The sequence below is a fragment of the Streptomyces sp. NBC_00385 genome, assembly GCF_035917155.1.
Classification (GTDB): domain Bacteria; phylum Actinomycetota; class Actinomycetes; order Streptomycetales; family Streptomycetaceae; genus Streptomyces; species Streptomyces poriferorum.
On record NZ_CP107951.1, the window covers coordinates 7,406,012 to 7,418,422 of the forward strand.

The window sequence follows — 12,411 nt, forward strand, 5'->3', positions numbered from 1 at the left end:
ATGTGCCGGTACCAGCCAGGTGAGGCCTTGGCCTCCCGTCGTGAGTCCTTCGGTTTCTACAGACGCGACCAGGGTCCCGAACGCTCTGTGGCCCTTTTCTACGCGTATCACGAGGGCTGAAGGAGCCCGGCCTCGCCGTAGGTGCTCGCCGCGCGTACCCCGTCCGAACGAGCCCTCGAGAGTCGCGACTCTCGAGGGCTCGTTCGGACGGGGTTGGATCCGCTGGTTTTCTATCGTGCCAGGTAGCCGAAGTCCGTTCCGGCGGCCGGGAGGCCGCCCTGACCGGGCTGGTAGGTGGTCACGGCGGCGACGGTGCCGCCGGCGGTCACGTTGGAGACCGGCAGGGCGTGCAGGGCGCCGTAGGTGCTCGGGCCGTACGGCATACCGATGTACAACTGGGTGCCGGTGAAGTGGAGGCTCGCGCCCACCCGCTGGTTGGCGGCGTAGGCACCGGGAATGCCGTCGCCCGCTATGAGCCACTTGTCGTTGGCGCCGGGTGCGCCCAGGAGCGAGAAGGCGCTGATCGCGCCCGCGTTCGCCTCGGTCTCCAGGGCCTCGTTCGGGCTACCGACGGCCATCTTCATCGTGGAGGCGGTGCTCACTGCACGCGGCGCGGTGTTCACGGCGGTCAGGGTCGTGCCGAACCGGTCGCCGGCCTCGGCGGTGCCGGCCACGTCGTCGTCGGCGGTGCCCGTCGTGTATGTGTTGTGCTGGCTGTACGTGCCCGCAGCGGTGATGCGGAAGGTGTACGCGGAGCCTGTGTCGACCCTGTCCGCGCCGTCGATGGCCAGGTCCTCTCCCGGGGAGCCGACCGCGAGGATCGACTCCGTTGCGGCCGCGGCGCCCGACGGACGGTAGGTGACCATGGCCAGGGACTCGCTGAACCGGTCACCGGCCTCGGCGACGCCGGAGACCGTGTCCAGGTCCTGATCGAGACCGAACAGCTGGGTCGGCTTGCCCACCGCGTTGAGCTTGTGGTCGAAGACCAACAGCGCGCCTGCGCCCGTGGCGGTGCCGACGGCCTCGTTGGGGGCCCCCACGGCGAAGTGGTTGGCATCGGCCGCTATGACGGCGCCGAAACCGTCGTTCGCCTCCGCGGTCCCGGAGACGTCGGTGGAGTCCTGTTGGACTGCGACGTTGGTGGTGCCGCGCAGGTAGAAGAACGCGCCGGCCTTGGCGATGGTGCCGACGGACTCGCCGGGGACGCCGATCACGAGGAAGGGCTCGCCGGCGGCGGTCGTGCCGGCGGCGAGGGCGTGACCCATACGGTCGCCGCTCTCGCTGGCGGACGCGGCGAAAATGCCGGTACCGACACCCTGCTCGAAGTGGGTGTCCTTCTTCGAGCCCGTTCCGATGCCGTTGGCGGCGCCGTGCAGGATGTCGACCATGCCGGCGTCGGCGACGGTGCCGATGTCGTCGGATGGGGTGCCGACGATCAGGTCGCTGCAGCCGTCCTCGTCATAGTCGACGATGGCCAGGGATTCGCCGAACGCGTCGCCGGTCTCGGAGTCGCCCGCTACCCAGCCAAGGTTCTGGTTGATCTCGGCGGTGCCCTTGCCGTCGCCGTAGACAATCCGTACCAGTCCGGCGCCGGCCTTGCCGCCGACAGCGGCCTTGGGGTCGGAGACCGCGATGTCCTCGGCACCGTCGCAGTTGAAGTCCGTGATGCGCGGTGCACCGACCTCGGCCTCCACCCAGGAAGCCAGGTCGTCGACGCGCGCGGCTATCCCACCGGTTCTGGTCTCAGTCGTGTCGCTGCCGAAGCAACCTCCCTGGAAGGAGAGGCTGCTGAGGGCGGCAAGCCGGTGCGTCCCGCCCTCCACACGGACCACGGGGCCACCCGTGTCGCCCATGCAGGCGGCCGCGCCGTCCTTTCCGGTCACCGTGGTCGTGGTAGCGGCGGAAGCATCCACCGACAGTGCGCCGGTGTGCAGGCTCCCCGGTACCCACTCGGTCGTGGTGCGTCCGTACCCGGCGAACCTCAGCTCCTCGCCGGCGGTGGGCGCGGTGGTGGCCAGGGCGACGGGGCTGACATTGGTGACGGGCCGATTCAATCGGGCCAGAACCACATCGCGGTCGGTACGGGGCACAAGTTCCACAACCTCGCGGACTGCCCCCGAGGTGCCGGTCAGGTCGGCGCGGCCGATGGTCGCGGTCGTCGTGAGAGCGGGCTTGCCCGCGAGTGCCGCGACGCTCGAGTCCGGGGTGGCGGCGAAACAACTGGCGGCGGTGAGCAGCCACTCGGCGTCCACCAGGACGCCGGAACAGCTGCGGTCGTACGTGCCGATGCTGAGCTGCGCGCTATAGGCAAAGGTGTTGTCGCCGGAGGGCGCCGCAGGGCCGGTCACGGCGGCGGCGGGTCCGGAGGTCAGGAACAGGGGTACTGACATCAGGGTGGCGAGAGTGAGCGCAAGTGGTGCTCTTCCGCCCGGTCTTTGACTACGCATTATGTCGTGATCCTTATGATTAGTGGATCGTTGGGGTTTGGGTATCGGATGATGTTGACGTGAAGCGAGCACACCGTATCCGAGGAATTCTCGGGCGGTCGGATTGATTGCCACCCGCTCTCCTTGGCCACCGTGAAAGCGCTCGAAACCGGATCAGTAGTTGTCCAGAATTCGTATGTCCTGAGGACTTTGAGCGTCAGGTGGCCGGCTCGGTGGTTGCGTCAAGGGGTGGGCGAGGGGCAGTAATCAGGCAGTCGCGTGCCTCTGCCTCCTGACAACTCCCGCGTTCGTCAGTAAAGTTGTTCGCTCGATCGTGCTACAGATGATCACCACGGGGGAGTCATGATCATCGTCGAGGAGTCGCAGGCCACCTTGCCCCCCACCCTGCAAGGTGACCCAACAGTTCCAGGGCAGGACGCCGGGGCCTCCCACGCGGGCGGCAACCCTCACCTCGAGAGACATGCAACCTTTCTGTCCAGCCAGGCGAAGGCATCCGCGGCCCGGATAAACCCCGTATCCCGGCTGGACAACCTGCCCGTGCTGTCCACGCAGCCTTTCATCGGCCGTGCGCTGGCCCTGTCCCAATTGGGTGCATCCCTGCGCGCCGGCGGCGGGGTGGTCACCCAGACGACCACGGTGAGGGGCCTGGGCGGCATCGGCAAGACTGCTCTGGTCCTCAGATACGCCCACGAAGAGCGGGACCGGTACCGACTTGTCTGGTGGATCGTCGCAGAGTCGGAGGAACAGATCACCTCCGGATTCGGTGACCTGGCGATGCTCCTGCACCCGACATGGGCACACGAGGCCACCGCCAAGGAACGTACCGAGTGGGCGCTGACGTGGCTGGAGAGCCACGACGACTGGCTGGTCGTCTACGACAATGTGGAACGGCCCGAGGAACTGACCCCGTTCCTCGGGCGATTACTCGGTCACGGCCACCAACTGGCCACGAGTCGGCTCGGCTCCGGCTGGCCCGCGGGTACCGCCCTGGTCAGTCTGGATGTACTCGGTCACGAGGACGCCGTCACCCTGCTGCACCGCACGTCCGAGCTCGGGGAGGTCACCCCGACGGCCGGATCCGGTGCTGCTCCCTCGCAGGCCTCGCTGCTGGCGGAGGAACTCGGGCACCTGCCTCTGGCCCTCGCTCAGGCAGGGGCCTTCCTCCGGGAAACCGGCATCGGCTTCGCCGCGTACCGGGACAAGCTGGCCCGGCAGCCCGACACCGTACTGGGCGACGGCGCCGGCGGTGCGGACCGGATCATCGCCCGGATCTGGCGGACCAGTCTCGAGTCGATCCGAGGCGTTCACCCCTCGGCCGTCCCTCTCCTGAACACCCTGGCCTGGTACGCCCCAGAGCCCGTGCCGCGCGAGGTGATCGACCGTCTTGGGCAGCGCCTCCAGGACGTCGAACCCTCGCTTGCCGCACTCGCGGCCTACCACTTGGTCGCCCCCGACCCCGAGGGCCCGACCCTGCACCGGCTCGTCCGACAGACCCTCCAGCATGCCGATCCGGCCGAGGTGCCCGAAGCCCGAGACCTGGCCGAAGCCGCGTTGGCCGCCGAACTCTCAGGCGCATCCGCCGAGTACGTACGACGGATGCTGGTGCACATCCAGGCGCTCGCTGAGACGGGGCCTGCCGCCGGCCCGGACACGTTGGCCGTCGAGATGTACCGGCGCGGAACCGATGAACTCCTGGCCCGGGAACAGCACGTTCTGGCGATCCCTCTGATGGCACAGGCCGTCGACGGCAGCACGCGGCTGTTCGGTGTGGACCACGGGACCACGCTCGACGATCGGGACCGCCTGGCCGAGCTGCATGCGAAGGCGGGCGATCCGGCCCGCGCGGTGAAGCTGTGTCAGGACGTCTATCTCGACCGCGTCCAGTCCCACGATCAGGATGCCGCAGAGACCGTCACCGCCCGGGAACGGCTGGCGTACGCGTACCGCAAGGCCGGCGAGGTCACCAAGGCCGTGCAGGAACTGACCGCCGTCGTCGCCGACCGCCGCCGGATCCAGGGCGAGGCACACCCGGACACGCTCACCAGCCGCAACAACCTGGCCTACGCGCTGCAGACGGCAGGCCGGTACGAGGCCGCCGTCGAGGAGTTCCGGGCCGTCGTGGCCGACCGCGAACGCCTGCTGGGAGCACCCCACAAGGACACGCTCGCCAGCCGCACCAACCTCGCCTACGCCCACCTGCAGGCCGGTGATCACCGCACCGCGCTGAGCCTCTATGAGCAGGCGATCACGGACCGTCGGCGTAAGCACGGTCCGGACCACCCCGACACGATGACCAGCCGCGGCTGGCTGGCCTCCGCCCACCAGGCGGCCGGTGATCCGCGCATGGCGGTCGCCCTGTACCGGGACGTGGTCGCCGACCGGACGCGAGTGCAGGGCGCGGACCATCCGGATACCCTGCGCAGCCGCCACGATCTGGGCTGGGCCCTGTCCAACGCGGCTGGGCCGGATGCGGCGCTGCGGGAGTTCGAGGCGCTGGCGGCGGACAGCGCCCGTGCTCAGGGGCCCGACCATCCCGCCACGCTCCACTACCGCCGTGACGTAGCGGAGACTCACCAGGACCGGCGGGACTACGTGCGGGCGGCCGCCGCCTACGAGGCGGTGATCGCCGATTACACCAGGGTCCGGGACAAGGACCACCAGGACACTCTGTGGGCTCGCGGCGCGCTGGCCTACACGTGGCAGCTCGCGGGGGACCATCGGCGCTCGATACGGGAGCGCCAGGCCCTGGTCGGGGACCGAAGGCGGGCGCAGAGCGACCGGCATCCGGCAACGCTCGCCGCCCGGGCCAACCTGGCCTTCGCCCATCGTGCGGCGTCCGAGTTCCCGACCTCGATCGGGCTCTACGAGGACGTGCTGCGGGATCGCAGCGATGTCCTGGGTCCCGAGCATCCTGAGGTCTTCGCCACCCGTGAAGCCCTGGCCCGCACCGTGCAGTGGTCCGGCGACCACGGCCGTGCGGTCCGGGAACTGGAAGCGCTGCGCGTGGACATGCAGAGGTTGCTGGGCCCTGACAACACGCGGGCGTTCGGCGTGCGGCTCGCTCTGGCCCGGGTGTTCGCCGAGGAGGACCGCCTGGCAGAGGCCCTGGACCTCTACGAACCCCTGGCCCAGGACTACGAGCGGCTCTGCGGGCCCGACCACCCCATGGCTCTTCTTGTACGGCTGTGGATAGGCGCGGCTCACCGTGAGGCCGCACGCTTCGATCAGGCGGGCGAGGTGTTCGACGCGCTGATCGCCGACCACACCCGCATCCAGGGGCCGGACCATCCGGACACGCTCAACGTCAGGAGCTGGCGAGCCTGGGTCTTCCGGTCCGCCGAGCAGAACGAGCAGGCGCAAGCGGTGTACCAGGATCTGATCGAGGACCACACCCGGCTCCGGGGCCCGAGCGCCCCGGACACCCTGCATGCGCGCAACGGGCTGGCGCTGGCCCGGCTGGGCGACCACGACCACGCCGGCGCGATCGCCGGCTTCACCGCGCTTCTCGGCGACCACCGCAGGCTGCTGGGGGACGACGCCCCGGACACCCTGGTCATGCTGGAGAACCTTGCGGAAGCCTGCTCGGCCGACGGGCAGCATGACCGCGCCATCGCTTCGTACGAAGAGGCCATCGAAGCGTGGACCCGCAGATGGGGCGCTGAACATCCGCGTACCCTCCGCTCGCGGCGGAACTGAGCGATGGCTCAGCGAGCGGCGGGTCGGCACCAGTCGTCGCTCGACAGGCTGGAGGCCCTGGCCGAAGAACGCGAGCGCGCGGACGGGCCCGATCACCGTACTTCTGGTGCCACGGCCACTTCGTGCACACCGGAGCTTCCAGCCAGGTCCTGGCCGTACGGCTCTCCGACGCCGAGGACATCGACGGTCCCGTGGTGAAGCGCAAGCGGCGCTCGTACATCCGGAGCCCACAGTCCCGTTTCAAGCCCTTCGTGTTGCTGAACGCCTGCCATTCGGCCAAGGCCGCCGAACCGGGGCGACTGAAGCACCTCGGGCAGGAACTCATCGACCAGGGCGCCGACGGCGTCATGGCACCGCAGATCGAGATTCCACAGGTCTTCGCGACCGAATACGCGTACGCCTTTCTGGACCGCTATCTGACAGGCGGGTACACGGCGGGCGAGATAGGCCAGTGGCTCGTACGGCACTTCGCCCGGGAGCTGAACAACCCGCTCGCCCTCGCCTACTCGCTGAACTGCGGCATCAATACCCGTCTGGACCTCGTCTCATGACCGCGTCCCGCAAGCGGAAGCCCGATCCCCGACGGCAGGGAATCGCTCCGCCGGCCGAGATCGAACTCAATGAGCAGGGCCGCCTGATACTGCCCGGCAGCGACACACCGGTGCCGGTCGACCGTGCCGCAGATCACCTGGCGCGCGGACTGAGCATCCCCGACTGGGCCACCGACATCCATGTGTACGTCCATGGCTGGCAGACCAAGGCGAGCCGGGCGACCAGCGCCGCCGTACAACTGCTGGAGCAGGCCGTCGAACTGTACGAGTCGGCCCCGGACCGCTACCCGGCTCTGAACTCCGGATACCGCCCGTGGTGCGTCGTGGTCCGGTGGCCGTCCTCCAGCCTTCCCGGAAGGAAGGGCTACGAACGGATCAGGGACCGTGCGCATGCCATGAGTGCCGAAGGGCAGGGGCATGCCCCCTACGTCATCGGGCACTTGCTGGGCTACCTGGATGCCGAACGGGGCGACCCTTCGGGCCCTGCGGTCCTGTCCAACCGGGCCGGCCAGTACCTGCACCTGATGGGCCACTCCTTCGGCGGCCGGTTCCTGTGCGAGGCGGTGCAGCGGGCGGCCGAGGAGCCGCCGGTGCTCGGCTGGAGCACGCCGTTCGACCCACGTCGCCCCTTCACCGTCGACAGCATGCTGATCTTCCAGATGGCGGCACCTCGCGATGCGTTCCTCCGCCGGTTCGACACGCTGTTCCCGACAGCCACGCGCCCCGGCGCCCCGATACGCGGCCCGATAGCCCTCACCCACTCCCGTTGGGACCGCGCCACCGGATTCTGGCACCTGCGCGCAGAGAAGACGCCAGGGATAGGCCACTCCGGTGCCGGGGCGGCCCCGGTGCCCCAGTTCTCCACACGCCTGCTGCCCACCGGCACCGACTATCCGCAGGAGGTCCTGGACCACCGACTGGTCAACATCGACGCCGACTGGCTCTACCGCGGCAGCTGCTTCCACCCCTCGGGCGCCCACTCCGACTTTCTCCGTCCGGAATCCGCTCATCTCCTGCTGACCCTGGCGGATCGCTCCCGTTGATCGGGTGCAGGCGTGCGCAGGGTGGCTTCGGGGGCCGGGGCGACAGGATCAAGGCTTCCCGAGACCTCGGTCATACCCCGGATCGTCCGATTCGACGAGTGGCGGCTCGCCCTTCATGTGGGCAGGTGCCAGGGCCCGGAGAGCGTGGTAGCCGATGACGACGATCAGCGTGCCCAAAGCGATGCCGCTGAGCTCGAAGTTGTCGGTGAGTGTCAGGCTGACATTGCCGATTCCCACGATGAGTCCCGCAGCCACGGGCACGAGGTGGAGCGGATTGGACAGGTCGACGCGGGAGCGGACCCAGATCTGGGCGCCCAGCAGGCCGATCATGCCGTAGAGGATGACGGTGATCCCGCCGAGAACTCCGCCAGGAATGGCGGCCACGACCGCACCGAACTTGGGACAGAGGCCGAACAGGATTGCGAAGCCTGCGGCGCACCAGTAGGCAGCGGTCGAGTAGACGCGGGTAGCCGCCATGACACCGATGTTCTCGGCGTACGTGGTCGTGGCGGGCCCGCCGACCGATGTCGACAGCACGGTGGCTGCGCCGTCGGCCATGATCGCCGTGCCGAGCTTGTCGTCCAGCGGATCGCCCGTCATCTCGCCCACGGCCTTGACGTGCCCGGCGTTCTCCGCGATGAGCGCGATGACGACGGGCAGGGCGACAAGAACCGCGGAGAGGGAGAAGCTCGGGGCATGGAAGGCGGGAAGGCCGATCCAGTCTGCCTTGGCCACCCCTGAGAGGTCGAGGCGCCAGTGGTCGACCGATTCCGTTCCTCCCGCAGGGGAGTGGATCTTACCGAAGGCCCGGTCGAGCACCCACGAGATCAGGTAGCCGAAGGCCAGGCCGAGGAAGATCGCGATGCGGGACCAGAAGCCACGCAGCACGACGAGAGCAAAACCTGTGAAGAGCATGGTGAGCAGCGCGGTCCACTGATCCTGCGGCCAGTAGGTGCCGGCCGTCACGGGCGCCAGGTTGAACCCGATCAGCATGACCACCGCACCGGTGACCACCGGCGGCAGGACGGCGTGGATGATGCGGGCGCCCAGAGCGCGAACGACTGCCCCGCACAGGAAGAGGACCGCGCCGACAACGAGCAGAGCGCCCGTGAGCGTTGCCGCGTCGCCGCCCTGAGTCTTGATGACGGCGGCCACGCCGATGAACGACAGGCTGCTGCCGAGATAGCTGGGGATACGGCCGCGGGTGATCAGCAGGAAGAGGATGGTGGCCACACCGGAGGCCATGACGGCGAGGTTGGCATCCAGACCCATCAGAATCGGGGCGACGAAACAGGCCCCGATCATCGAGACCACGTGCTGCGCACCGAGGCCGGCCGTGCGCCCCCAGGTCAGCCGCTCATCCGGTCTGACGACTTCGCCCGGTGCGAGGCTTTTGCCGTCGCCGTGCAGCTTCCAGCCGAAGGCCGCCATGGTCTTGCTCCTTGATGTGTTGCTGGGGTGGTGCTGAGCTCCGCCGACCGGACCGCGGGCTCGACGGCCAGCGGAACATGCGGTTCAGGCGCATGCCGACAGGACTGGCCGTGAGGGTGGGGATTCGGCCCGCGTCGTCGAGTCCTCGTCGGGCTTGGCGCCACCGCGGAAAAGATCAGCGCCATGTTAGTGCCGGAAAGGCATGCCCTCTCGGCCGGGGACCGGCCCGCCGCACGTCAGGGACGCGGCTCGGCCGCGGCCCGGCTCGCGGCACCGGCGTCCGAGGACGCCACGGTCTTGCGGTCGCCGGCCCGCAGCACCCCGGCGCCGAGCACCAGCCCGAACGCCAGCACCGACACCACACCGAACGAGACGACCAGCGAGGTGGCCTCGGCCAGGGAGCCGATGGCCGACGGGGCGATGAGCCCCGAGGTGTACGTGATCGTGGCGACGCCGGCGATCGCCTGGCTCGGGTTCGGACCGCTGCGCCCGGCCGCCGCGAAGGCGAGCGGCACGACCACGGCGATGCCGAGCCCCATCAGCCCGAAACCGGACATCGCCAGGGCCGCGTTCGGGGCGGTGACCACCATGATCCCGCCGACCGTGGCCAGAACGCCGCCGGTCCGCACGGTCCGCACCGCACCGAAGCGGTCGACGATCCGGTCGCCGGCGATCCGGGCAATGGCCATGGTCAGGGCGAACGCGGTCGTCGAAGCGGCCGCGAGCCCTGCCGAACTGTCCAGTACGTCACGCAGGTAGACCGCCGACCAGTCCAGACTCGCGCCCTCGGCGAAGACCGCGCAGAAGCCGACCGCGCCGATGATCAGGGCCGACTTCGGCGGCAGGGCGAAGCGCGGCGGCGGCTCCTCGTCCGGTTCGCTGCGCAGGTCCAGTACCCGCTGACAGGCGATGAGGCCCAGGACGGTGAGGACCAGCGCGACGAGCGTGTGGTGCAGCCGTGCGTCGGCCCCCAGATGGGCGGCCACCGTGCCCGCCGCCGAACCGATGAGGGCGCCGACGCTCCACATCCCGTGCAGCCCGGACATGATCGACTTGTCGAGCCGGTTCTCCACCTCGACACCGAGCGCGTTCATCGCGACGTCCGACATTCCGGCGGACGCCCCGTAGACGAAGAGCGCCGCGCACAGCGTCAGCAGGTTCGGGGCCAGGGCGGGCAGGATCAGTGCCAGGGTCCACAGGGCCAGCAGCCCGCGCAGCGCGGTCCTGGCTCCGAAGCGGTGGCTGACCGTACCGGCGAGCGGCATCGCGAGCGAGGCGCCGATCGCGGGGAAGGCCAGGGCGATGCCGAGCTGTCCGGCGCTGACCCCGGCGTGGTCCTGGATCCAGGGAACCCGGGTGGCGAAGCTGCCGGTCACCGCGCCGTGCACGGTGAAGACAGCGGCGATGGCGTACCTGGCCCGACGCACCTCCTGTGTGCCGAAGCCCGTAGCCGTCGAATCCGTAGTCATACCGCCGTGCCCTCCCCTGGGAATGTCCGCGCGGTTCGAGACGCTCCCCGGCGCCCTTCTCCACGATGCGGGCAGTAAACTATCAGGAACCCTGCCTGATAAATAGACTGCCCGGTCCCGCCCGTGACAGTGATCTGGAAGGATCCCGGCATGCCCGCATCACCGAGCACCGCCCGGGCCATCAACGACCGGCTCGCCCTGCGCCTCCTCCAGCAGGACGGCCCGCTGACGGCCACCCAGTTGAAGACCCTGACCGGGCTGTCCCGGCCCACCGTCGCCGACCTGGTCGAACGGCTGCAGGGCGCGGGCCTCATCCAGGTGGTCGGCGAGACCGGGGCCGAGCGACGCGGCCCCAACGCCCGGCTCTACGGCATCGTCGCCGACCGGGCCCATCTCGCCGGACTCGACGTACGCACCGACAGCGTCGCCGTCGTCGTCGCCGACCTGCTGGGCGCGACCCTCGCCGAAGCGACCCTGCCCATCGGCAGCGACACCGCCGCCGACGACGCCGTCGAACGGGCCGTCGCCCTCCTGGAACGCACGGCGCGCGCAGCCGGAACGGCGCCCCTGCACAGCGTCGGCATCGGTGCCCCGGGCCTCATCGACCCGGTCACCGGTGAACTACGGGACACCACGGGCCTGCCCGCCTGGCACCGCCGGCTGGTCCGGGCGCTCCAGCAGCGTCTGCCGGCGACCGTGCTCGTCGAGAACGAGACCAATCTCGCCGCGGTCGCCGAACACCGGGTCGGAGCGGCCCGGGACCACGACACGTTCGTCCTGCTCTGGCTGGGCCACGGCGTGGGTGCGGCCGTCATGCTGGACGGAAAGTTGCGTCGCGGCGCCTCGGGCGGTGCGGGCGAGATCGGCTTTCTGCCGGTGCCCGGCACGATAGGGACCCCGTCCGCGGTCAACTGCGACGGCGGCTTCCACTCCCTGGTGGGCTCGGCGCCGCTCGTCGAACTGGCCACCGCCCACGGCATCACCGCACCGGCGGGAGGCCAGGAGCCCGGCGGCGCGGTCGCCGTGCGCGCGGCCCTGGCGGGGGAGGGCGACAGCGAGACCTTCCTGGACACCCTCGCCGACCGGCTCGCCCTCGGCGTCGCCGCCGTCGCCTCGGTGCTCGACCCGGGCTGCGTCCTGCTCTCGGGCGAGGTCGGCCATGCGGGCGGCGACGCGCTGGCCGCCCGGGTCGAGGAACGGCTGACCAAGCTGTCCCCGTTGCGCACCGAGGTCAGAGCCGGCCTGCTGGGCGGCACCGCGGTCCTGCGGGGCGCGGTGCTGACCGCCCGTGAGGCGGCCCAGGACGCGTTGTTCACCCCGGTGGCGTGAGGGGCCCTTGGGCGGGCGGCCGGTGAGGGTGCCCGGGGCGCGGGGCCCTCTGCTGTTGCCCCTTTCCGGGGCGGGGGGTTCCGTCCTCAATCGCCGGACGGGCTTGAGATGCGCGGGTCGCCCGTGGGGTGCGCCTCTGTCCGGCGGGTGGGGGTGGGGGCCCTCCGGGGAGATCTCCTCGGAACTGGCGTGTTCACCCGGCTACGCGATCGACCCGGGTCGTACGCCATTTCCTGCGGGGACTCCCCTGCACGCCCCCACCCGGCATCAGTCGCGTGTGCACACCGGCGTGACGACTGTCGCAGACGCAAGACGGGCCGGTCCGGGGCCGTGCAGGGGAGTCCCCGCAGGACGACGCACATCGACCCGGGTCCTTCGCGTACCCGCGGAACGTGCGGCGTCCGAGGAGATCTCCCCGGAGGGGCCCCGGACCCCCACCACCGGA

At 70.1% G+C, this 12,411-nt stretch carries 7 protein-coding genes; 4 read left to right on the plus strand and 3 right to left on the minus strand.

Annotation, left to right across the window (positions count from 1 at the left end; genetic code table 11):
- Nucleotides 1-230: 230 nt before the first annotated feature.
- The gene (locus OG959_RS33045) at nucleotides 231-2,390 is read right to left on the minus strand and encodes a S1 family peptidase (protein ID WP_326664384.1); all 2,160 of its coding nucleotides are present in this window, start codon (nucleotides 2,388-2,390) and stop codon (nucleotides 231-233) included.
- Nucleotides 2,391-2,984: 594 nt separating this feature from the next.
- Here OG959_RS33045 and fxsT point away from each other — a divergent pair.
- The 3 genes from fxsT to OG959_RS33060 all read left to right on the plus strand — a co-directional run bounded on the left by fxsT (nucleotide 2,985) and on the right by OG959_RS33060 (nucleotide 7,737).
- Nucleotides 2,985-6,143 carry an FxSxx-COOH system tetratricopeptide repeat protein gene (gene fxsT, locus OG959_RS33050; RefSeq protein WP_326664386.1) on the plus strand — a complete coding sequence of 1,053 codons (3,159 nt, stop codon included), beginning with the start codon at nucleotides 2,985-2,987 and terminating at the stop codon, nucleotides 6,141-6,143.
- A gap of 122 nt (nucleotides 6,144-6,265) precedes the next feature.
- On the plus strand, nucleotides 6,266-6,694 hold the full coding sequence (locus tag OG959_RS33055; protein WP_326664387.1) for a hypothetical protein: 429 nt from the start codon (nucleotides 6,266-6,268) through the stop codon (nucleotides 6,692-6,694).
- Nucleotides 6,691-7,737: a hypothetical protein gene (locus tag OG959_RS33060; protein WP_326664389.1), complete on the plus strand. Its 1,047-nt coding sequence runs from the start codon at nucleotides 6,691-6,693 to the stop codon at nucleotides 7,735-7,737. The genes OG959_RS33055 and OG959_RS33060 overlap by 4 nt, the downstream gene beginning before the upstream one ends.
- A gap of 48 nt (nucleotides 7,738-7,785) precedes the next feature.
- On the opposite strand, the gene OG959_RS33065 is transcribed toward OG959_RS33060, so the two are convergent.
- Both OG959_RS33065 and OG959_RS33070 read right to left on the minus strand, forming a co-directional pair.
- Complete coding sequence (locus tag OG959_RS33065; RefSeq protein ID WP_326664391.1) at nucleotides 7,786-9,168, minus strand: uracil-xanthine permease family protein; 1,383 nt, start codon at nucleotides 9,166-9,168, stop codon at nucleotides 7,786-7,788.
- A 236-nt stretch (nucleotides 9,169-9,404) separates the two neighbouring features.
- Nucleotides 9,405-10,637 (minus strand): MFS transporter, encoded by a 1,233-nt coding sequence (locus OG959_RS33070; protein WP_326664393.1) that lies wholly within the window; start codon nucleotides 10,635-10,637, stop codon nucleotides 9,405-9,407.
- A gap of 150 nt (nucleotides 10,638-10,787) precedes the next feature.
- Here OG959_RS33070 and OG959_RS33075 point away from each other — a divergent pair, with 150 nt between their 5' ends.
- On the plus strand, nucleotides 10,788-11,966 hold the full coding sequence (locus OG959_RS33075) for an ROK family transcriptional regulator (protein ID WP_326664395.1): 1,179 nt from the start codon (nucleotides 10,788-10,790) through the stop codon (nucleotides 11,964-11,966).
- Nucleotides 11,967-12,411: the final 445 nt, after the last annotated feature.

What these genes read in the sequence shown, in the direction of transcription:
- OG959_RS33045 (WP_326664384.1), bottom strand. Translation starts at nt 2,390, where the DNA reads ATGTCAGTACCCCTGTTCCTGACCTCCGGACCCGCCGCCGCCGTGACC.
- OG959_RS33060 (WP_326664389.1), top strand. Translation starts at nt 6,691, where the DNA reads ATGACCGCGTCCCGCAAGCGGAAGCCCGATCCCCGACGGCAGGGAATC.
- OG959_RS33065 (WP_326664391.1), bottom strand. Translation starts at nt 9,168, where the DNA reads ATGGCGGCCTTCGGCTGGAAGCTGCACGGCGACGGCAAAAGCCTCGCA.
- OG959_RS33070 (WP_326664393.1), bottom strand. Translation starts at nt 10,637, where the DNA reads ATGACTACGGATTCGACGGCTACGGGCTTCGGCACACAGGAGGTGCGT.
- OG959_RS33075 (WP_326664395.1), top strand. Translation starts at nt 10,788, where the DNA reads ATGCCCGCATCACCGAGCACCGCCCGGGCCATCAACGACCGGCTCGCC.